At 73.4% G+C, this 21,268-nt stretch carries 18 protein-coding genes; 11 read left to right on the forward strand and 7 right to left on the reverse strand.

Annotation, left to right across the window (positions count from 1 at the left end; genetic code table 11):
* Nucleotides 1–2: 2 nt before the first annotated feature.
* Together ABTY15_RS15705 and ABTY15_RS15710 are read left to right on the forward strand one after the other, a co-directional pair.
* Nucleotides 3–1,226: a cation:proton antiporter gene (locus ABTY15_RS15705; RefSeq protein WP_350586602.1), complete on the forward strand. Its 1,224-nt coding sequence runs from the start codon at nucleotides 3–5 to the stop codon at nucleotides 1,224–1,226.
* A gap of 154 nt (nucleotides 1,227–1,380) precedes the next feature.
* A complete protein-coding gene (locus tag ABTY15_RS15710) occupies nucleotides 1,381–2,115 on the forward strand; it encodes a potassium channel family protein (protein ID WP_350586637.1) in 735 nt (244 codons plus the stop codon).
* Nucleotides 2,116–2,276: 161 nt separating this feature from the next.
* Here the strand turns inward: ABTY15_RS15710 and ABTY15_RS15715 are convergent, their stop codons facing one another.
* Nucleotides 2,277–4,112 carry an NsdA family TPR-like regulatory protein gene (locus ABTY15_RS15715; RefSeq protein ID WP_350586715.1) on the reverse strand — a complete coding sequence of 612 codons (1,836 nt, stop codon included), beginning with the start codon at nucleotides 4,110–4,112 and terminating at the stop codon, nucleotides 2,277–2,279.
* 309 nt (nucleotides 4,113–4,421) lie between these two features.
* Between ABTY15_RS15715 and ABTY15_RS15720 the strand changes: the two genes are divergently transcribed.
* The 7 genes from ABTY15_RS15720 (at nucleotide 4,422) to ABTY15_RS15750 (ending at nucleotide 12,136) form a co-directional block, all read left to right on the forward strand.
* A complete protein-coding gene (locus ABTY15_RS15720; RefSeq protein ID WP_350586797.1) occupies nucleotides 4,422–5,183 on the forward strand; it encodes a 3-hydroxybutyrate dehydrogenase in 762 nt (253 codons plus the stop codon).
* 133 nt (nucleotides 5,184–5,316) lie between these two features.
* Nucleotides 5,317–6,702: an MFS transporter gene (locus ABTY15_RS15725; RefSeq protein WP_350586918.1), complete on the forward strand. Its 1,386-nt coding sequence runs from the start codon at nucleotides 5,317–5,319 to the stop codon at nucleotides 6,700–6,702.
* A gap of 174 nt (nucleotides 6,703–6,876) precedes the next feature.
* Entirely contained in the window at nucleotides 6,877–8,844 is a 1,968-nt protein-coding gene (locus ABTY15_RS15730; RefSeq protein WP_350586919.1) for a helix-turn-helix domain-containing protein, read from the forward strand.
* 174 nt (nucleotides 8,845–9,018) lie between these two features.
* Nucleotides 9,019–9,792: a lipoyl(octanoyl) transferase LipB gene (gene lipB / locus ABTY15_RS15735; RefSeq protein ID WP_502893506.1), complete on the forward strand. Its 774-nt coding sequence runs from the start codon at nucleotides 9,019–9,021 to the stop codon at nucleotides 9,790–9,792.
* 141 nt (nucleotides 9,793–9,933) lie between these two features.
* The gene (gene lipA / locus ABTY15_RS15740) at nucleotides 9,934–10,887 is read left to right on the forward strand and encodes a lipoyl synthase (RefSeq protein ID WP_350586921.1); all 954 of its coding nucleotides are present in this window, start codon (nucleotides 9,934–9,936) and stop codon (nucleotides 10,885–10,887) included.
* A 241-nt stretch (nucleotides 10,888–11,128) separates the two neighbouring features.
* Nucleotides 11,129–11,314, forward strand: coding sequence for a hypothetical protein (locus ABTY15_RS15745; RefSeq protein ID WP_350586922.1), 186 nt, complete (start codon nucleotides 11,129–11,131; stop codon nucleotides 11,312–11,314).
* 132 nt (nucleotides 11,315–11,446) lie between these two features.
* The gene (locus ABTY15_RS15750) at nucleotides 11,447–12,136 is read left to right on the forward strand and encodes a DUF4191 domain-containing protein (protein WP_350586923.1); all 690 of its coding nucleotides are present in this window, start codon (nucleotides 11,447–11,449) and stop codon (nucleotides 12,134–12,136) included.
* A 143-nt stretch (nucleotides 12,137–12,279) separates the two neighbouring features.
* On the opposite strand, the gene ABTY15_RS15755 is transcribed toward ABTY15_RS15750, so the two are convergent.
* A complete protein-coding gene (locus ABTY15_RS15755) occupies nucleotides 12,280–12,747 on the reverse strand; it encodes an RDD family protein (protein WP_350586924.1) in 468 nt (155 codons plus the stop codon).
* A gap of 267 nt (nucleotides 12,748–13,014) precedes the next feature.
* On the opposite strand from ABTY15_RS15755, the gene glnA reads away from it, so the two are divergent.
* Complete coding sequence (glnA, locus tag ABTY15_RS15760) at nucleotides 13,015–14,427, forward strand: type I glutamate--ammonia ligase (RefSeq protein ID WP_350586925.1); 1,413 nt, start codon at nucleotides 13,015–13,017, stop codon at nucleotides 14,425–14,427.
* A 108-nt stretch (nucleotides 14,428–14,535) separates the two neighbouring features.
* Here glnA and ABTY15_RS15765 read toward each other — a convergent pair whose 3' ends face one another.
* The 5 genes from ABTY15_RS15765 to ABTY15_RS15785 form a co-directional block, all read right to left on the reverse strand.
* A complete protein-coding gene (locus ABTY15_RS15765; RefSeq protein WP_350586926.1) occupies nucleotides 14,536–15,345 on the reverse strand; it encodes an alpha/beta fold hydrolase in 810 nt (269 codons plus the stop codon).
* Between the two features lie 44 nt (nucleotides 15,346–15,389).
* Nucleotides 15,390–16,088, reverse strand: a complete 699-nt coding sequence (locus tag ABTY15_RS15770) for a DUF4097 family beta strand repeat-containing protein (RefSeq protein WP_350586927.1) — start codon at nucleotides 16,086–16,088, stop codon at nucleotides 15,390–15,392.
* A 129-nt stretch (nucleotides 16,089–16,217) separates the two neighbouring features.
* Nucleotides 16,218–17,105, reverse strand: coding sequence for a LysR family transcriptional regulator (locus ABTY15_RS15775; protein WP_350586928.1), 888 nt, complete (start codon nucleotides 17,103–17,105; stop codon nucleotides 16,218–16,220).
* A 160-nt stretch (nucleotides 17,106–17,265) separates the two neighbouring features.
* Complete coding sequence (locus ABTY15_RS15780) at nucleotides 17,266–17,709, reverse strand: iron chaperone (protein WP_350586944.1); 444 nt, start codon at nucleotides 17,707–17,709, stop codon at nucleotides 17,266–17,268.
* 85 nt (nucleotides 17,710–17,794) lie between these two features.
* Entirely contained in the window at nucleotides 17,795–18,250 is a 456-nt protein-coding gene (locus tag ABTY15_RS15785; protein WP_350586990.1) for a pyridoxamine 5'-phosphate oxidase family protein, read from the reverse strand.
* 129 nt (nucleotides 18,251–18,379) lie between these two features.
* Between ABTY15_RS15785 and ABTY15_RS15790 the strand changes: the two genes are divergently transcribed.
* Complete coding sequence (locus tag ABTY15_RS15790; RefSeq protein WP_350587009.1) at nucleotides 18,380–21,268, forward strand: ATP-binding protein; 2,889 nt, start codon at nucleotides 18,380–18,382, stop codon at nucleotides 21,266–21,268.

The following is a 21,268-nucleotide window of genomic DNA, read 5'->3' on the forward strand; positions in this document are numbered from 1 at the left end:
CGGTGAGCGTCACCGTCCAGCCGGAGGCGCTGATCCTGGTCCCCGCCGCGGCCGTCGCCGCGCCGCTGATCGCCGACCGGCTGCTGCGCTGGATCGCCGTCCCGACCGTGGTGTTCGAGATCCTGCTCGGCGTCCTGATCGGCCCGGACGTCCTGGGCTGGGCGCAGGTCGGCGACCTGATCGACGCGCTCTCCCAGTTCGGCCTGGCCATGCTGATGTTCCTGGCCGGGTACGAGATCGACTTCGCCAAGCTGCGCGGCGGCCCGCTGAAACGGGCGGGCGCCGCGTGGCTGGTGTCCGTCGCGGCGGCCCTCGGTATCGGCGCGATCGTCCACCGGGACCCGCTGGGCGGCGCCTTCGCCGGGCTCGCGCTCACCACCACCGCGCTCGGCACCATCCTGCCGATCCTCCGCGACTCCGGTGAACTGCCCACCCCCTTCGGCTCGTTGGTGATGGCCACCGGCGCGGTCGGCGAGTTCGGGCCGATCATCGCGATCGCCGTCCTGCTCAGCGGCAACTCCCCGGCCCGGACGGCGGTGATCCTCGGCGCCTTCGCCGTGCTCACCGCCCTGGCGGTGCTCGGCGCCCGGCGGCCCCGGCCCGCCTGGGCCACCCGGCTCATCGAACGCACCCTGCGCACCTCCGGGCAGTTCGCGATCCGCGCGGTGATCCTGGTGCTGGCCGTGATGGTCGCCGCCGCGATCTGGCTCGACCTCGACATGCTGCTCGGCGCCTTCACCGCCGGGATCGTCTCCCGCCTGCTGCTCTCCGACATCCGCCGGGCCGAGGAGGAGGTGATCGAGGCCAAGCTGGAGAGCATCGGCTTCGGCTTCCTGGTGCCGGTGTTCTTCGTGGTCAGCGGGATGAAGTTCGACCTCGACGCGCTGCTGGACGACCCCGGCACACTGCTGCTCGTCCCGGTGTTCCTGCTGCTGTTCCTCGCGGTCCGCGGCCTGCCGTCCGGGCTGCTGGCCCCGGCGGGGCTCGGCCGCCGGGACCGCGCCGCGCTCGGGCTGTACGGTTCGACGGCGCTGCCGCTGGTCGTGGTGATCACCACCATCGAGGTGGACGAGGGCCACCTGCCGTCCTCGACGGCGGCCGCGCTGGTCGGCGCCGGGATGCTCTCGGTGCTGGCCTTCCCGCTGCTCGCGCAGCGGGTGCGCGGCGACGTCCGGCCGCCGGCCGCGGCGGCGGGGCAGCCGCGGGTCCGGGCCGAGAGCTGGTGAGGCCCGGCCCCGGCCCTGGGGGTCCTTTCCTGGCCGAGTCACCGTGGCGGTGCGACGGTGGAGACAGGACCGCGACCCCGAGCGCGTGCGTTGCCGAGAGCGAGGGGCTCCAGCTGATCGCCGACCCAGGTGATCACCGCCGGGAGGATGCACCATGCCGACGACGGACAACGGCCCGAACAGGTCACGCGACGGGCGCGCGGCACGGGCGGGAACCACGGCGGGCAGCCGGCGGGCGGGCGGGAGGGCCGCCGAGCGGGCGAGCATCCGCCGGGCCCGGCGGGCGGCCGAGTGGGGCAGGGCGAAGTACGCCGGGTCCTGGGCGGCACCCCGCGGCCAGGCCGAGGCTCGCCCCACGTACCGGCGGATCGTCTGGACCGTGCTGCGTGTGGTCGGCGCGGTCGCCGTCCTGGTGACCGTGTACTACCTGCTGCCGCTGGACCACAGCTCCACGACGGCCACCACCACCATGCTCGTCATCGGCCTGGCGGGATTCATCGCCCTGGTCGCCGTCCAGGTCCGCTCGATCCTGCGCGCCGCGCATCCGGGGCTGCGCGCCGTCGAGGCACTGGCCACCAGCGTCCCGTACTTCCTGCTGCTGTTCGCGGGCACCTACGTCTCGCTGGCCGCGCAGTCCCCCGGCAGCTTCGGCGCTCCGCTCTCCCACACCCAGGGGCTGTACTTCACCGTCACCGTGTTCTCCACCGTCGGGTTCGGCGACATCACGGCCAAGACCGACACGGCGCAGCTGATGGTCACCGTGCAGATGCTCGCCGACCTGGTCGTCTTCGGTCTGGCCGTCAAGGTCGTCGTGGGTGCCGTCCGCCGCGGCCGGGAGCGCAGGAACGCCGAGATGAGCGCCCGGGCCGGGGCGGAGGACGGTGAGTGAGGCCGGTCGCGACCGTGATCAGGCCCGCGGCGGCGGGTTCTTGGCGGTGCGCTTGGACCTTCGACAGGCGCCCGGCCTCACCCAAGGTCCACCACGAGATCACCTTGGCGGTGAGGCCGGGGCCCCTTGACTCCCTGGTACTGCGCCCAGGTGCCCCCTGTTCAGATCACCCCCGCCTGGCGGGCCGTCTCCTCGAAGGCGCGGGCGACCGGGCTGCCCCGGTAGGGGGTCAGTCGGCGGTGGAAGTCCCGGACGTACTCCAGCGAGCGGGCCGAGCGCATCTCCCCCGCCGCCCGCAGTGCGTCGGTGGCCATCGTGCAGGCCTCGTCGAGGTCCCCCATGCCGAGCCGGGCGGTGGCCAGCACCAGGCGGCAGAAGATCCGACTGCGGGCGTAGGCGGGCGAGCGCAGCCGCAGCGACTTCTCGGCGTGCTGGGCCGAGGTGCGCCACTGCTGGAGGTCGCGGTAGCAGTGGGCGAACTCGTCGGAGAGCTGGGCCTCGTCGAAGTACCGGGCCCAGGAGGGCAGTTCGTCGCCCGAGCGGGCGGCGGCCAGGGCCCGCTCGGAGCGCACCAGGGCGGTGGTGCAGGCCCGGACGTCGCCCAGCAGGCCGTGGCCGCGCGCCTCGGCGGCGTGCAGCAGCGACTGGACCACCGGCGGCACCGCGGTGCCCACGCCCTGCTGGGCGACCCGGGCGAGCTGCACGGCCTCCCGGCCGTGGCCCAGGTGGACGGCCTGCTGGCTCATCGTCACCAGCACGTACCCGCCGAGCGCGCGGTCCCCGGCGGCCTGGGACAGCCGCAGTGCCTGGACGAAGTAGCGCTGGGCGAGGCCGTGGGCGGCGATGTCGAAGGACGTCCAGCCGGCCAGCCTGGTGAGGTCGGCCACCGCGCCGAACAGCGCCCGGCCGATCTGCTCACCGTAGCGGCCGCGCAACATCGGCTCGGCCTCGCTCTCCAGGTAGCGGACCAGGGCCTGGCGGGCGTGGCCGCCGCCGTACGCGTGGTCGAGCGCGCGGAAGAGGTCGCCGACCGCGCGGATGGCGGCGATGTCGCCCCGGCCGACCCGCAGGGCGGGGCGGGCCTCGCGGGTCGGGTCGCTGTACGGCGGCTCGACGGCGACCGGCGGGCGGCGGCTCTGGACCGGCACCCGGCCGAGGGCGGCCGCGGCGGCCGCGGCGGCGGGGGCGGTGCGCGGGCCGGCCGCGCCGGGGCCCCCGGGCGCGCCGGGGGCCGGGCCGCGCGCGGGGCCCGCGGCGGGTACGCCGGGGGCGGTGGCGGGGTTCTGCGGGGTGCCGGCCGGCGGACCGGTGGCGGCGTCCGGGCGGGGCAGGGTGGAGCCGTCCCGGGCGACCCGCTCGTCGGTGCGGCCGATCAGCCAGTCCCGGCTGGGGACGACCAGGCCGGCCGGGGTGAAGGCGATCCGGCGCAGCTCGGACTGCGGGCCGTTGTCCTTGCGCCACATGCTCGCCACGATGTCCACCGCCTCCTGCGGGGTCTCGGCGAACTCCAGGCCCGCGTAGACCGGGGCGCAGGCGTCCAGGCCGAGGTCCTGGGCGGTGAGGCGGCGGCCGAGGCGGCGGGTGAAGACCTCGGCGATCAGCGCCGGGGTGGCGCCGCGGGGCTGCTGGCCACGCAGCCAGCGGGTGACCGAGGTCTTGTCGTACCGCAGGTCGAGGCCGTGCTCCAGGCCGAGCTGGTCGACCCGGCGGGCCAGTCCCGCGTGCGAGAAGCCGGCCTCCTCGATCAGCGCGGCCAGCTGGCCGTTCTGCGGGGCGGGGCCGGTGTGGCCGGGGGCGGACGCCGGGGCGGGTGCGACGGCCGGATCGTGCCGGTCGGAGGTGGCCTGCACGGGCAGCCGCAGGCCGTCGGCGGACGGGACGTCGGCGGTCAGGGTGTCGGGGGCGTCCGGAAGGGCCCGGCCGACCGGACCTCGGTGGTGGCCGAGCGGGTCGAGCGGTCCGTACGCCGGGCTGTCGGTTGCAGGCGTTTGGGGCATGTCAGTCAACACCTCTCGGACGTCGCACCGGGCCCTACCAGCACTTCGGCGGCCTGGGGCGGCGCCCCCTGTCGGGAATCGGCGTGAATGTAGCGAGCATTCGGGCGCTATGGGCGGATCTGACCGAGCAATCCTCCGAACGGGTGAAGCAGGCGCGCCCATTGTGGGGAAGCCGGGACAGGATGGGTTTGGCTTTGCGGAGTCGAACCGTCGATCGACCGTCATAGTGGTGACCGCTACAGTCCACCCGCATGCTGTAGGGGTCCGTCACATGGGAGCCGGGCCGCCGGATTCCTACCGTTCTCGGCCATGGACACCACTTCAGCCCGCCCGCTCGACGGCCGGACGGCCCTGGTCACCGGAGCCGCCTCGGGCATCGGCCGGGCCTGCGCCGAGGCCTTCGCCGGGGCCGGCGCCCGGGTCTACGTCGTCGACCTCGCGGCCGGCCCGGCCCGGGAGCTCGCCGAGCGGATCGGCGGCCGCGCGATCGTCGCCGACCTCGCCGACCCGGAGGCCGTCGAGGCCCTGCCGGACGACGCCGACATCGTGGTCAACAACGCCGGCCTCCAACACGTCGCGCCCGTGCACGAGTTCCCGCTCGACCGCTTCACGCTCATCCAACGGGTCATGGTCGAGGCCCCGTTCCGCATCCTGCGCCGCACCCTGCCGCACATGTACGCGCAGGAGTGGGGGCGGGTGGTCAACGTCTCCTCCGTCCACGGCCTGCGGGCCAGCGCCTTCAAGTCCGCCTACGTCACCGCCAAGCACGCCCTGGAGGGCCTGAGCAAGACCGTGGCCCTGGAGGGCGCGCCGTACGGCGTCACCAGCAACTGCATCAACCCCGGCTACGTCCGGACCCCCCTGGTGGAGAAGCAGATCGCCGGCCAGGCACTCGCCCACGGCATCCGCGAGGACGAGGTCGTGGAGCAGGTCATGCTCGACCGCACCGCCGTCAAACGCCTCATCGAGCCCGAGGAGATCGCCCACCTCGCCCTCTGGCTCTGCACCCCCCACGCCTCCTACATCACCGGCGCCAGCCTCCCCGTCGACGGCGGCTGGACGGCGCACTGAATCCACGGAACCGCTCCTGGGGTCGGTGGCCACAACAACCCCCTGGAGTGTGTGGGTCACCCACATAGTCCCGGAGGCCGGGGCTTCCTACCTTGTGGCGACGTCCCTCCCCCTGACCTGGAAGTCGGTGACCATGAACGCCCCTGCGCCCGGTCCGGCGGTGAGCCGCTCACTCCCGAGAGTGGTGGCCGCCAGTCTGATCGGCACCACGATTGAGTGGTACGACTACTTCTTGTACGGAACGGCTGCCGCGCTCGTGTTCGGCAAGCTGTTCTTCCCGAACAGCGATCCGTTGACGGGAACACTGCTGTCGTTCCTGACGTACGCGATCGGATTCGCGGCGCGGCCGCTCGGGGCCCTGGTGTTCGGGCACTTCGGGGACCGGGTGGGGCGCAAGCGGCTGCTGGTGGTGAGCCTGCTGCTGATGGGCGGCTCGACCACGCTGATCGGGTGCCTGCCGACGTACGGGTCGGTCGGGGTGGCGGCGCCGGTGCTGCTGACCGTGCTGCGGCTGGTGCAGGGCTTCGCGCTCGGCGGGGAGTGGGGCGGGGCGGTGCTGCTGGTGTCGGAGCACGGGGACCAGCGGCGGCGGGGGTTCTGGGCGTCCTGGCCGCAGGGCGGGGCGCCGGCCGGGAACCTGCTGGCGGCCGGTGTGCTGTCGCTGCTGACGACGGTGCAGTCGGACGACACCTTCCTGGCGTGGGGGTGGCGGGTGCCGTTCCTGCTGTCGGCGGTGCTGGTGGGGGTCGGGCTCTGGATCCGGCTGGCGGTGGACGAGTCGCCGTTGTTCAAGGCGGCGCTGGCGGCCCAGCAGGCGCGACAGGCACGGGAGGCCCGGAAGACGGTCGAACAGCCGCCACTGGTGGCGGTGTTGCGGCACCACTGGCGGGAGGTGCTGGTGGCGATGGGCGCCCGGATGGCGGAGAACATCTCGTACTACGTGATGACCACGTTCGTCCTCGCCTACGCCGTCAGCCACGCGCACTTCGGCAAGCAGAGCGCCCTGAACGCGGTGCTGGTCGCCTCGGCGGTGCAGTTCGCGCTGATCCCGGTGTTCGGGGCGCTCTCGGACCGGGTCGGGCGCAAGCCGGTGTACCTGGTGGGCGCGGCGGGCGTCGGGATCTGGGCGTTCGTGTTCTTCGGGCTGGTGGACACCCACTCGTTCGGGCAGTTGACGCTCGCGGTGACGGTGGGGCTGGTGTTCCACAGCGCGATGTACGCACCGCAGGCGGCCTTCTTCTCGGAGATGTTCGCGACCCGGATGCGCTACTCCGGCGCCTCGATCGGGGCCCAGTTCGCCTCGGTGGCGGCCGGTGCGCCCGCCCCGCTGATCGCGACCGCACTGCTCAAGGACTACGGCAGCGCCACACCGATCTCGGTGTACGTCGCCATCGCGGCGGTGGTGACGCTGGTCGCGGTGCTGTGCGCGCGGGAGACCAGCGGGCGGGACCTGACGGAGGTCGAGGCGTCGGCCGAGGTGCCCGCCGACGGCTCCGTGGGCAGGCCCGCCACCGTCTGAGCCCGGCCCCCGGGCGTCGGCACCGCTCCCCCGCGAGCGGGCCGACGGCCGGGGGCCGCTGACGTACCATCGCGCTTCCGGCTCACTGCTCCTCCGCTCCTCCGCTCTTCTCCTCCTCTGCTCTCTGCTCTCTGCTCACTGCTCACTGCTCACTGCCGATTGGCGGCACGCACCGTGGACGACTCCCCCACCAGCGCCGCGCCCGCGCTGCGCCGACTGCTCGACCTGCTCGCCTCCGGCGCGGCCACCGAGGACTTCGCCGACGTGCTGGCCGACGCCCGCCGCCAGGGAGCCCCGGCCGCCGTGCTCGCCGAGATCGACGACGCCACCTGGCAGGCCCTGCGGGTGCACCGCACCCTGCGTCAACACCGGCGGCGCGAAGCCGAGTTGACCGCCCTGTTCGACACCGCCGGGGACCTCGCCGCGTCCCGCGACCTGGACACCGTGCTACAGGCCATCGTCCGCCGGGCCCGGATGCTGCTCGGCACCGACACCGCGTACCTGACCCTGCCGGACGAGGAGGCGGGCGACACCTACATGCGGGTCACCGACGGCTCGGTCTCCGTCCTGTTCCAGACCCTGCGGCTCAGCCTCGGCGACGGCCTCGGCGGCCTGGTCGCACAGACCGCCCGCCCGTACGCGACCCCCGACTACCGCACCGACGACCGCTTCCACCACACCGGCACGATCGACGCGGGCGTGCTCGACGAGGGCCTGGTCGCGATCATCGGCGTCCCGCTGCTGCTCGGCGGCCGGGTGATCGGCGTGCTGTTCGCCGCCGACCGCTCGCCGCGTGCCTTCTCCCCCGACGAGGTCGCGCTGCTCTGCACGCTGGCCGCGCACGCCGCGATCGCCCTGGACACCGCCAAGTCGCTGGCCGACACCCGGGCCGCGCTCGCCGAGCTGAACACCGCCAACGAGCTGGTCCGGGCGCACTCCGCCGCCGTCCAGCGCGCCGAGCAGGCCCACGACCGGCTCACCGACCTGGTGCTGCGCGGCGCCGAGGTGCCGGACGTGGCCGCCGCCGTGGCGGCCCTGCTGGGCGGCGAGATAGCCGTCCTGGACGCCGAGGGCGAACCGCTGGCCGGCCGGTCCGCACCCGCCGCCGAGCTGGCCGGGGCGGTCGCCGCGTCCCGGGCCGAGGGGCGGTCCGTCCGGCACGGCGAGCTGTGGGTCTGCGCCGTGCTGGCCGGGCAGGACGCGCTCGGCGCGCTGGTGCTGCGCGGACGACCCGACCTCGACGACGCGGACCGGCGGCTGTTCGAGCGGGCCACCGTGGTGACGGCGCTGCTCCTGCTGCTGCGCCGCTCGGTGGCCGAGACCGAGAACCGGGTCCGCGGCGAACTGCTCACCGACCTGCTCACCGCCCCCGACCGCGACCCCGCCGGACTCACCGCGCGCGGCCGCCGGCTCGGCGTCGACCTCGCCCGCCCGCACCTGGTGCTGGTCGCCGAACCCGCCGCTCCCGCCGATCCGGCCGCTCCGGCCGCTCCCGCCCCCTCAGCCGATCCGACCGGCCCGGACCGGGGACGGCCGGCCGGGGCGGACCGGGGACGGCTGGCGGGTGCCGCCGGGCGGTACCTGTTCGGCTCCCGGGGCGTCAGCGCCGAGCACGGCGAGGCCGTGGTGCTGCTGGTACCGGACGCCGGGGACCCGGAGGACGTCGCCCGGCGGGCCGCCGAACGGCTCGCCCGGCTGGCCGGGTTCCCGGTCACCGTGGGCGCCGGCGGCCCCGCCGCCGGGCCGCCGGCGCTCGCCGCCTCGTACGCCGAGGGCCTGCGCTGCGTCCGGGCGCTGCGGGTGCTCGGCCGGGCCGGCGAGGGCGCCTCGGCCCGCACCCTGGGCTTCCTCGGGGTGCTGCTCGGCGACGGGCACGACGTGGACGGCTTCGTCGGCGCGACGCTCGGCCCGCTGCTGGCCTACGACGCCCGGCGCGGCACCGAGCTGGTCCGCACCCTGCGCGCGTACTTCGACTGCGGCGGCAGCCTCACCCGGGCCAAGGACGAGCTGCACGTCCACGTGAACACCGTGGTGCAGCGGCTGGACCGGGTCGAGGCGCTGCTCGGCCGGGACTGGAACCAGCCGGAGCGCTCGCTCGAACTGCAACTGGCGCTGCGGCTGCAACTGCTCGCGGACGGCTGAACGCACGGCCGAGAACGGCTGGCTGGGGGGCCGGACGGGCCGCCGGACGGGTGGCCGGGGGCGGCCGAACGGGTGGCTGAGGGCCGGTACGGGCGTGGGCGTACAGTGGCGAGGTTGGTCTCGAACGCCTGGCAAGGAGCGGCAACGGTGAGCGAGAACGTACGGTTCGTGCGAATGGGCGTGGGCGACGGCGCCATCGCCTACCAGGAGGCCTGGGAGGAGCAGCAGCGGCTGCACGCACTGCGGGTCGCGGACGAGATCCCCGACACCGTGCTGCTGCTGGAGCACCAGCCGGTCTACACGATGGGCAAGCGCACCAACCCCGCCGACCTGCCGCTGGACGGCACCCCGGTGGTCGAGGTCAACCGCGGCGGGGAGATCACCTGGCACGGCCCCGGCCAGCTGGTCGGCTACCCGATCGTCAAGCTGCCCGACCCGATCGACGTGGTCGCGTACGTCCGCCGGCTGGAGGAGGCGCTGATCCGCGCCTGCGGCGAGTTCGGCGTGGAGACCACCCGGGTCGAGGGCCGCAGCGGGGTCTGGGTGCTGGGCGCGTCCATCCCGGACGCCGTGGTGGACCCGGCCCAGGTGGTGGACATCGGCAAGCTGACCCTGCGGATGGGCCTGCCGCTGGGCATCGACCCGCGGCTGGCCGGACCCGAGTACGCCCCCTCCAACGCCGGGCAGCGCGGCGACGACCGTAAACTCGCCGCGATCGGCGTGCGGGTCGCCCGCGGGGTCACCATGCACGGGTTCGCGCTCAACTGCGACCCGGACATGACCTGGTTCGACAAGATCGTGCCGTGCGGCATCCGGGACGCGGGCGTCGCCTCGCTCTCCGGCGAGCTGCGCCGCGAGTTCAGCGTCGGCGAGGCGCTGCCGGTGGTGGAGCGGCACCTGGCGGACGTGTTCGCCGAACTGCCCGAGCCGGCGGTCCTCAGCCGCTGAGGCCGGGACCCGCCCGCAACTACTGGGAATCTACCGGCCAGTAGCTCTGTTGCCCTGCGAATGCAGGGCGGCAGGCCCGGCGAAGGCCGCACAACCACAGGCGTACCCTGGGGGTACCCCGTCTAGCTTTAGGAGTCGCACGTGTCCGCTGTCGCACCCGACGGCAGGAAGCTGCTGCGCCTGGAGGTCCGCAACAGCGAGACCCCCATCGAGCGGAAGCCCGAGTGGATCAAGACCCGCGCGAAGATGGGCCCGGAGTACAACGCCCTCCAGTCGCTGGTGAAGAAGGAGGGGCTGCACACGGTCTGCCAGGAGGCCGGCTGCCCCAACATCTTCGAGTGCTGGGAGGACCGCGAGGCGACCTTCCTCATCGGCGGTGACCAGTGCACCCGCCGCTGCGACTTCTGCCAGATCGACACCGGCAAGCCCGCCGAGTTCGACCGGGACGAGCCGCGCCGGGTCGCCGAGTCCATCGTCACCATGGACCTCAACTACGCCACCATCACCGGCGTCGCCCGCGACGACCTGGAGGACGGCGGCGCCTGGCTCTACGCCGAGACCGTGCGCCAGGTGCACGCGATGACCGCCGAGCGTGCGGGCGGCCGCACCGGCGTCGAGCTGCTGATCCCCGACTTCAACGCGGTGCCCGAGCAGCTGGCCGAGGTCTTCTCCTCGCGCCCCGAGGTGCTCGCGCACAACGTCGAGACCGTGCCGCGGATCTTCAAGCGGATCCGCCCGGCCTTCCGCTACGAGCGCTCGCTGGACGTCATCACCCAGGCCCGCACGGCCGGGCTGGTGACCAAGTCCAACCTGATCCTGGGCATGGGCGAGACCCGCGAGGAGGTCAGCCAGGCGCTGGCCGACCTGGTCGGGGCCGGCTGCGAGCTGATCACCATCACCCAGTACCTGCGGCCCTCGCTGCGCCACCACCCGGTGGAGCGCTGGGTGAAGCCGCACGAGTTCGTCGAGCTCCAGCAGGAGGCCGAGGAGCTGGGCTTCGCCGGGGTCATGTCGGGCCCGCTGGTGCGTTCCTCGTACCGGGCCGGCCGGCTGTACCGGCAGGCGCTGGAGCGGCGGGAGCAGGCGGCGGTCTGAGCCGGCGCCTCCGGGTCCGAGCCGACGCCTTCGAGCCGACGCTCGGTCCGGCGCTTTTGCGCCATCGTTGGGCCATTCGAAGGGCGGAGCCACGGCTCCGCCCTTTCGGTTTCACCGTGCTTTGACTGGCCGGTCACGGACTGGTAACACGGGATGGCGACGATGTACCCGTCGCGATCGTTCGATTCTTCTCAGCCACGAATCTTCTCAATCTTCTCAGCCACGAGGGGAGCTGTTCGGCATGCGGATGCGCATCCGGTCGGTGGGGGCCGCGCTGCGGCTCGCCGAGAGCGTCCTGCTGGCGGGCGGCCAGCAGCAGGCCCGGCGCAACGCCTGGGCGGCGGTCTGCGAGAACCGGCAGTACGCGGCGGACCGCCGGCACGACGCCAGGGCCGCCGGGGCCGCGGTGGAGTCCCTGCGGGGGTGACGGCCCGCGGGGGGCTGTAGGCAGCTCCGCTCGTCGCTGTACGCGACCGCCCGTGGGCACCCGGGTCACGGTTCGGGCGAACGGGTACCCGGGCTTGGATATCCCGTACCCGTGCCACGTACCATGAGCGTTATGGCGAGGGAAACATCCGAGAACCCCGGGCGACTGAAGCAGATCCGCCTGGCGTACACCATGACCAAGAAGGTCGACACCAAGATCGGCCTGATCATCGCCGGCGTCGGCCTGCTGACCTTCGGCGTGTTCCTCGCCATCGGCTTCGCAATCGACCACCCCGTCTACCTGGGCATCCTGGGCTTCATCGTGGCCTTCCTGGCCATGGCGATCGTCTTCGGGCGCCGGGCCGAGCGCGCCGCGTTCGGGCAGATGGAGGGGCAGCCGGGCGCCGTCGCGGCGGTGCTGAACAACATCCGGCGCGGCTGGACGTCCAGCTCCACCCCGGTCGCGGTCACCCGTAACCAGGACGCGGTCTACCGCGCCGTGGGCCGGGCCGGCATCGCGCTGATCGGCGAGGGCAACCCGAACCGGGTGCGGCAGCTGCTGGCGTCCGAGAAGAAGAAGATGGCCCGTGTGGTCGGCGACGTGCCGGTGCACGACATCGTGGTGGGCACCGGCGAGGGCGAGGTGCCGCTGAAGAAGCTGCAGATCCACCTCATGCGCCTGCCCCGCGCCATCACCCCCGCCCAGGTCACCGAGACCAACGACCGCCTGCGCGCGCTGGGCGACCTGCTCTCCAAGGCGCCGATCCCCAAGGGCCCGATGCCCAAGGGCGCCCGGATGCCCAAGGGCGGCCAGGCCCGCTGACCCTCCCCTGACGACACCAGAACGGCCCTGCCGCGGAAGCTCCGCGGCAGGGCCGTTCGTTCGTTCGTCGCCGTTCGTCGTCGCCGGCGGCCCGCTGGGGCCGGTCGCCCGGGGCCCGTCGCCGGACCGGCCCTGGACCGGCCCTAGATCCGGACCTCGACGGTGCCGACGGCCTTGTCGTGCAGACCCCGGGTGTCGCGGTCCCAGACCAGCGGCGGCACCACCAGGCAGAGCAGCAGGGTGCGCAGCAGGACCTGCGGGATGCTCGCGCGGTTGCCGTCCAGGCGGATCACCCGGAGGCCGAACAGCCGCTTGCCGACGGTCGTCCCGGTGGTGGCGAGCAGCACCGTGGCCACCAGGAAGTAGAGCGCCGTGGTCCACAGGTTGGCCTCGGCCGGGTCGCCCTTGGCGACCAGCCCGTAGGAGATCAGGGCGACCAGCCAGCCGTCGACGAACAGGGCGCCGATCCGGCGGCCCGGGCCGGCGATCGAGCCGGGGCCCTCCTTGGGCAGTCCGAGGCGCTCACCGCGGTAGCCGAAGTCGGCGCCCATCTTCTCGGCGGCCGCCTTCGGGCCGTCGATCCACGATCCCAACGCTTCTCTGGTGTCCACGAATCCACACTAACCGGGCGACCCCGCAGCGCCGCCACCGGCTCCCCCGAACGCCACGAGCGGGTGAATCGCGTTTCCCGGGCTTTCCAATTGGTCCAGACCACTTCTGCGATACCGGCCCAGCGAGTGGGGTGTTTTGCCCCGTCCCGTACATCTTTGCCGCCCGTTCGGCGGGCGTGGTTAACATTTACGAAACGGCCGGGTCACCGGTCGGAAACGGGCCATTCCTAGGGTGAGCCCGCCCCATACGCACGCCGAGGAGGACGGATGTTCAACAACGCCGCCGAAGTGAAGCAGTTCATCCAGGACAACGACGTGAAGTTCGTCGACGTCCGCTTCTGCGATCTGCCGGGCGTCATGCAGCACTTCTCCGTACCTGCGGCGACCTTCGACCCGTCCGAGACCCTGATGTTCGACGGCTCGTCGATCCGCGGCTTCCAGGCCATCCACGAGTCCGACATGGCACTCGTCGCGGACCTCGCCACCGCCCGGCTCGACCCGTTCCGGGCCGAGAAGCACCTCAACATCAACTTCTTCATCCAGGACCCGGTCACCGGCGAGGCGTACAGCCGCGACCCGCGCAACGTCGCCAAGAAGGCGGAGGCTTACCTCGCCTCCTCCGGCATCGCCGACACCGCGTTCTTCGGGCCCGAGGCCGAGTTCTACGTCTTCGACTCGGTCCGCTTCGAGACCAGCGCCAACGCGTCCTTCTACCACATCGACTCGGAGGCCGGCGCCTGGAACACCGGCGCCGCCGAGGGCGACGTGCGCGGCTACAAGGTCAAGTACAAGGGCGGCTACTTCCCCATCCCGCCGGTCGACCACTTCGCCGACCTGCGCGCCGAGATGTCCCTGGAGCTGGCGGCCGCCGGCCTGGAGGTCGAGCGCCAGCACCACGAGGTCGGCACGGCCGGCCAGGCGGAGATCAACTACAAGTTCAACACCCTGCTGCACGCCGCCGACGACCTGATGCTGTTCAAGTACATCATCAAGAACGTCGCCTGGCGGAACGGCAAGACGGCCACCTTCATGCCGAAGCCGATCTTCGGCGACAACGGCTCGGGCATGCACGTCCACCAGTCGCTGTGGGCCGAGGGCTCGCCGCTCTTCTACGACGAGCAGGGCTACGCCGGCCTCTCCGACACCGCCCGCTACTACATCGGCGGCCTGCTCCGGCACGCCCCCTCGCTGCTGGCCTTCACCAACCCGTCGGTGAACTCCTACCACCGCCTGGTGCCCGGCTTCGAGGCGCCGGTCAACCTGGTCTACTCGCAGCGCAACCGCTCGGCCGCGATCCGCATCCCGATCACCGGCTCCAACGCCAAGGCCAAGCGCATCGAGTTCCGCGCACCGGACCCGTCCTCCAACCCCTACCTGGCCTTCTCGGCCATGCTGATGGCCGGCCTCGACGGCATCCGCAACAAGATCGAGCCGCTGGAGCCGGTCGACAAGGACCTCTACGAGCTGGCCCCCGAGGAGCACGCCAACGTCCCGCAGGTCCCGTCCTCCCTCCCGGCCGTCCTCGACGCCCTGGAAGCCGACCACGAGTACCTGCTCGCCGGCAACGTCTTCACCCCGGACCTGATCGAGACCTGGATCGACTTCAAGCGCACCAACGAGATCGCCCCGATCGCCCTCCGCCCCCACCCGCACGAGTTCGAGCTCTACTACGACCTGTAGGACCCCCTCTGACCTGCGGAGACGCAGGTCGGGCTCTTGTCGTTTGCGCAGGTCAGCGTTTGTCTGGCCTGCGCAAACGGCTGTTGGGGGGCGGACGGCGCGACGTGGCTAGGGGTGCGACGGGGCCGTGCCGGGGGTGTGGGTTTCGGTGAGGGCGCGGACGGCTTGGGCGACGGCCCGGAAGTCCTGCTTCAGGATCTTCTGGTGGTTGCTCGCCACCTTGGCGCTGACCGTGAGGTTCGGGTTCCTGGCGAGCACGGTGTTCAGGGAGGCCCGCATCTCCTCCATCAGCTCGTGGCTGCCGCCGAGGCTGCCGCCGGTGGCCAGGACGTAGTTCACCGGGCAGGTCAGTCGCTCCAGCAGCGGCGCCATCTCGGCGCACATGCGGTTGAGCTCGATGTTCTGCTCGGCGTGCTCGGCGGCGCTCATCCGCGCGGCCATCCCGAGCGGACGCACGAGCGGCAGCATCCAGGCCATCCTCCGGAACAGCCGCCGGATCTTCTCCTCGCCCTCCTCGCCGGTCAGACCGAAGGGGACCGCGCCGTCCACCGAGACGACACCGCCGACCAGGCCGGGGTTGCGGTCGGCCCAGTGCACCGCGATCGCGGCGCCGAAGGACCAGCCGACCAGGATCGGGTGCTCCACGCCGCGTGCGCTGACCACGGCGCCGATGTCGCGCACCGCGGAGTCGAAGGAGTAGTCCTTCGAACGCCGGGACCTGCCGCGGGCCCGCTCGTCGAACGTGATGTGCCGGTAGCCGGGGCCGAGTTCGTCGATGACGGGCCGCCAGTTCTGCTGCACGGCGAAAGAGCCGTTGAGGTAGACGACGGGTCGGCCGGTGCCGCCGGTGTCGGTGGTGGCCAGGGCGGTGTCTTCGAACGACACCATGCCGGTCCAGGGGGACTGCTTGCTGGTCATGGTCGTGCCTTCCTCGGGGACGCCGGTCAGATCGGGGATTGCGGTCAGAGGCTGCGGGCGGTGATGTCGCCGTAGCCGGTGCTGGCGTGGATGTCCAGGTCGACGGCGTGGCCGTCGGCGTTCGCCAGGGAACAGTGGACCCGGCCGTACGAGGTGTCGGCGTCCAGCGAGGCCGGGACTCCGGGGGCCGCGCCGATCGAGATCGCGCCGTACGCCGCGTGCAGCACGACGGTGCCGCGGCGGGCCCGGTCGATCCGGATGTCGCCCTTGCCGGTGCGGATCTCGGCGGCGCCGTCCAGGCGGCCGATGCTGACGTCGCCGGCCTCGGTCGTGAGGCGGGCGCTCGCGACCTCGTCGAGCTTGATCCAGCTCGCGGCGCCCGCGAAGGCGACGTTGCCGAGGCGGCCCGTGCTGCGGACCTCGGCGGCGGCGGCCTCGGCCTCGACCTGCGAGCCGGCGGGCAGGTGGACCACGATCCGGACCGCCCCCGAGGACCCGAGGATCCGGTTCCGCGCCGGGCCCTGGATCCGCAGGACACCGTCGCCGTACTCGACGGTGACCCGCTCCGCTGCCTTCAGGTCGCGGCTGCCGGCAGGGTCCGCGGGGAGGATCTCGACCGTGGTGTCGGTCCGGTCGGATGCCGTGAACTCGAGGCTGCCGGCCGGGATGGTGACGACGGCACGGATCGGGCCGGGCGTTGCGAAGATCCGTGCGGGGTTCGCTGTGGTGGACGTCGTGGTCATGGCGTCCAGCCTGGGCGAGGCCCGCGGACGGAACAACGGGCAGTCCCTCAACGCTCGTTAACACCGGTGTTGACGTTCCTGCTCAGCGCGTCGCCGGGGCTGGAACGTCGGGGCTGCGACGTCGGCGCGTTAGAACGCGAGCGTGCCGAGATCGCGGACGGTGGCGGCGAGGGAGCGGATGAGGTCGTTCTCCGCCTTGGTCTGCCAGATCAGCGCGAAGGACAGCGCCGAGAAGTCGGGCAGTTCCAGCCAGCGGATGTTCGGCAGGGCCCAGTACTTGGTGACGTGCGTCGGGTAGACCTGGGCGGTCTCGCCCATGCTCACCAGATTGACCACGTCCTCCCAACCCCGCACCGGATGGACGCGTTCCAGCTTCCGCCCGCGCGGGGTGTTGAACGGGAAGTAGGCGTCCTCCCAGTAGTCCAGCTTCAGCGGAGCCGAGACGCGCGGGAAGTCGGCCAGGGTCTCAAGGCTGACGGACGAACGCCCGGCCAGGACATGGTCCTCGGCGACGGCGAGTATCCGTGGATCGGTGAACAGCGTCGGACCGACCGTCAGGTCCTCCTCCTCCACCGGCAGCCAGGCGACGAAGACGTCGCACTCGCCGTTGCGGAGACCGGCGAACGGGTCCTCCATCGTGGACGTGCGCACCTGTAGCTCGCACTGGGGGTTACGCCGTCGGAACTCCCGCCAGTAGACGTGCAGATCCACGACGTTCAGCGGCATCATGAGCACCCGAAGCCGGCCGGTGACCCCGCGGGCGGCCATCCGGGCGCGGGTGATCGACGCGTTCAGGTCCCGGTAGGCGGGAGCGACGTCGTCCCGCAGCTGCCGACCGAGCTCCGTCAGCTGGACCGTGCGGCTCGTCCGTTCGAACAGCTTGCCGCCGATGGCCCGTTCCTGCGCCTTGATGGCCTGGCTGACCCGGGCCGGGGAGACGAACAGCCGCTGGGCGGCCCGGCCGAAATGCTGCTCCTCCGCCACGGCCAGGAATATCTCGATGTCCCGCAGTTCCACCGGCCGGGCCCCCTCCCCCTGTGACGACCAGCCGATCGTCACCCGTTCGCGGCAGTCTACGGCGATCGAGCCGCCCTTGGCCGGGGCAGCTCGGCCAGGTCGACGGCCGGGGTTCGGGCGGGCCCCCTCCGGTGGGACGGTGGGGGCCCGTTCGTGGGGGTCAGGCGGTGGCGCGGGTGAGAAGGGCGGTGATGGTGGCCTCGACCTCGGGGGTGAGGGCGACGAGGGCGAAGGCGGTCGGCCACATGACGCCGTCGTCGAGGGTGGCCACGTCGTTGAAGCCGAGGGTGGCGTAGCGGGACTTGAACTTCTGGGCGCTCTGGAAGAAGCAGAGGACCTTGCCGTCCTTGGCGTAGGCGGGCATGCCGTACCAGAGCTTCGGGGTGAGGGACGGCGCGACAGCCTTGACCAGCTCGTGCAGGCGCTCGGCGAGAACGCGGTCCTCGTCCGGCATCTCGGCGATCTTGGCGCGGACGTCGGCCTCACCGTCGGCCTTGGCGGAGCGCGGGCTGCGGCGGGCGGCCGCCTTCAGCTCCTTGGCGTGCTCCTTCATGGCGTCGCGCTCTTCCTGGGTGAAGCCGTCGAACTTCTCGGTGCTCGGCATCGGGGGATCCTCTCGGGAAAGGGTTGATCGGGACGTTCTGATCTTCTTGTTGTCGGTCGAGTTGTTGTCGGTCGAGTTCTTGTTGTCAGTCGAGCCAGCGGCCGTCGCGCATCAGGGTGCGGCCGGCGAGTTCGTCGGCCTCGCGCCAGGCCAGGATGCGGCGGGGCGTGATCCGGAACCAGTGGTACGGCGTGGCCGAGGTGCGCGGGTCGAAGCCGGTGCGGGCGGCGAAGCGGTCGCCCCGGTGCGCGGGGAGGGCGTCGATCGGGAGGACCTCGACGGCGCCGTCGATCATGACCACGTCGCGGGTGGGGCCCAGACCGAGGCGGGCGGTGCGGGCGGCGGCCAGGTTGCGGCCGGTCGGGCTGTCGGCCGGGGTGGCCAGCAGCAGGGCCTCGCCGTCCCAGTCGAAGGAGAGCGGGACGAGGTGGGGCAGACCGTCCGGCGAGGCGGTGGCGACCCAGAGGTCGACGTCGCGGCTGAGGCGGTGTTCGGTGTCGTGGCGGCGCCGGGCGCGGGGGCGCGGTTCGGTGCTGGTCATGGTCCGCTCGCTCTGGTGATGGTGGGTCAGGAGCCTTTCGCTGTGGTCACAGCCTCTCCCGAACGGGGGCCGGCCGCCTCCGTGCCGACTACGGAACGGGCTACGGAACGCCCTACGGATAATGGGCCGGTGTCCACTCTCGTGATCTCGGCTCGGGAAGCCGAAGTCCTCGCGCTGCTCGGGGAGCACCTCAGCAACGCGGAGATCGCCGCCCGGCTGTTCCTGTCCGTCCGCACCGTCGAGTCGCACACCTCCTCGCTGCTGCGGAAGTTGGGGCTGCCGGACCGGCGGGCACTCCGGTCGCACGCCGCTGAACTCGCCCGGGCCGGGCGGTCGAGGTCGGCGCCGGCCCTGCCGGCTCCGCTCACCACGTTCGTCGGACGGGTGCGCGAGCGTGCGGAGTTGACCGCGGCGGTGCGGGCACACCGGCTGGTGACGGCGGTCGGGCCGGGCGGGGTGGGCAAGACCCGGCTGGCGCTGGTGGTCGCGGCCGAGGCGGTCGGCGAGTTCGCCGACGGGGTCTGGTTCGTCGACCTGGCGCCGGTCACCAACCCGGGGCGGGTGGCGGCGGCCGTCGCGGCCGCCCTGGGGGTGGGCGAACAGCCCGGGCGGGGGACGGACGAGGTGCTGACGGGCGCGCTGACGGACCGTGAGACCCTGCTGGTGCTGGACAACTGCGAGCAGATCCGCGACGGCGTGGCGCCGTTCCTGGAACGGCTGTTGGGGGCCTGCCCCCGGCTGCGGGTGCTCGCGACCAGCCGGGCCCGGATGATGGTGCCGTTCGAGCGGGTCCACCCCGTCCCGCCGCTGTCCCGGGCCGGTGGCGGCGCCTCGGAGGCCGTCACGCTGTTCCTGGAACGGGCGGCGGCGGCCGGCCCGCCCCCGGATCCGGCGCTGCGCGAGCAGATCGCGGCTTTCTGCGAACGGCTCGACGGCATGGCGCTCGCGATCGAACTGGCGGCGGCCCGGTGGCCCACGCTCGGGCTGGACGGCCTCACGGCCGGGCTCTCCGACCAGTTGCGGATCCTGGCCGGCGGCCCACGCGCCGGGGACCGGCACCGCTCGGTGCGGGCGGCGCTGGACTGGAGCCACGAGCTGCTGGAACCGGCCGACCGGGCGCTGCTGCGCCGGGTGTCGGCGTTCGTCCTGCCGTTCACCCCGGCGGCCGCGATCGCGGTGGCCGGGTACGGCACGCTGGATCCGGCCGCCGTCGCCGACGGGCTCGGTCGGCTGGCGGAGCAGAGCCTGCTCACCGCGACGCCGTCCGCGACCGGCACCCGGTACCAGGCGCTGGAGACCATTCGTCAGTACGGGAGTGAGCGGCTCGCCGCAGCGGGTGAGGTCGCCGAAGTCCGGGCCCGGCACCTGCGTTGGTGCCTGGACGGGGCCGACGCCCTGCTCCGGGCGGACGGCGTCGCGGACTGGCGCGCCCGGTTCGACGCGGTGGCCGAGGACCTGCGGGCCGCGCTCGGCTGGGCTGCCGAGCAGCCGGAGCTGCGTGCGGACGCCCACCGGCTGGCGGTCGCGCTGGCCGGGCTGGCCTTCACCCGGAACCTGCTCGGCGAGGCCCAGCAGCGGTTCGAGCAGGCGGCGGAGCTCGCGGAGGCGGCGACGCTCGCGGGCGGTGGCGGTGGCAGCGGTACGGCAGCCGTCGGCGATCGGGCCGCGGCGCTGCGGGAGGCCGCCCGGGTCGCGGGGTGCCGTCGGCTCGGCGACGACATGTACCGCCTGTACCGCGCCGCCGGGGAGGCCGCCCGTGCGGCCGGGGACACCGCCGGTGCCGGCCGCGACCTGGCGGCCGCCGCGACCGTCGCGTACCGGTTCTCCAGCGCGTTCACCCGGGTTCCCCCGGCGGCGGAGGTGACCGCGCTGCTCGCGGGGGCGCGGGAGCTGTGCGACGCGGGTGGTCCGGCGGGCGCGGCGGCCGTCGCGCTGGCCGAGGCCGCGGTGGTCGCGGACGCCTTCGGGGCCGTCCAGGGCGCGGCGGACAACACGGTGGAGGAGGCCGTCGGGTACGCCGAACGGGCCGTCGAACTCGCCCGGCACGCGGGCGACCCGGTGGCCGAGTCCGCCGCCCTCGACGCGCTCTCCGGCGCCCGGAGCTGGGCCGGCGACCCCTTCGCGGCCGCGGACGCGGCCCGGCGCCGGATCGACCTGCTGGCCGCGGTGGCGCCCACCCCCGCCGGCGCGCACGAGCGGGTGGACGCCCTCGCGATGGCCGCCGGGACCGCCCTCGGCGTGGGCGGGCTGCCGCAGGCCCGCCGGTGGGGCAGGCAGCTCGCCGAGCACCCACTGCTCGCGGAGGTGGGCGACCACGCCACCTCCTGGCTGCTGGTCGCGGACGCGTTCGCGGGCGAGGCCGAGGACGTGCTCGCCGGCGGCGTACGGTTCCGCGACGCGTGGGAGCAGGGCGGGCGTCAGCGGTCGTTCTCGCTCGGTCCGGCGGCCGCGGCGGTGGCGATGGTCCACGGCCTGCGCGGCGACCGGGACGCCCGGGCGGCCTGGCTCGCGATCGTCGACCGGGCGGGCACCGAGGAGGAGCACCGGCACGGCTACGGCGCGGTCTTCGACGCCACGGTGCTGCTGCACCACGGGGATGCGGCGGCCGCGCTGGAGCGGGTCGCGCCGGACCCGGAGCAGGTGTGGAAGTGGGTCTCCTGGATCTGGCTGCACTGGTACGTGGCGGTCCGGGCCGAGGCGTCGGTGCTCGCCGGGCACCCGGACGCCCGCGAGCGGGTCGCCGCCGCCCGGGACGTGGTCGCGGGCAACCCGGTCGCCACCGCCCAGGTGGACCGGGCGGAGGCGCTGCTGGACGGCGGTCCGGCGCGGCGGCTGGACGCGGTGACGGGGGCGTTCGAGGCGGCCGGCTGCCGCTACCAGGCGGCGCGGACCCGGCTGTTGGCCGGCGGGGAGCACACGGCGACCGGCGCGGCCGCCCTCGCGGGCCTCGGACTCGCGGGGCCCGGACTCTCGGGCCCCGGACTCGCGCCGGGTGCGGGCCGGGAGCACCGCAGGTAG

Source organism: Kitasatospora sp. NPDC097643 (assembly GCF_040302625.1).
In the GTDB taxonomy this organism is placed as follows: domain Bacteria; phylum Actinomycetota; class Actinomycetes; order Streptomycetales; family Streptomycetaceae; genus Kitasatospora.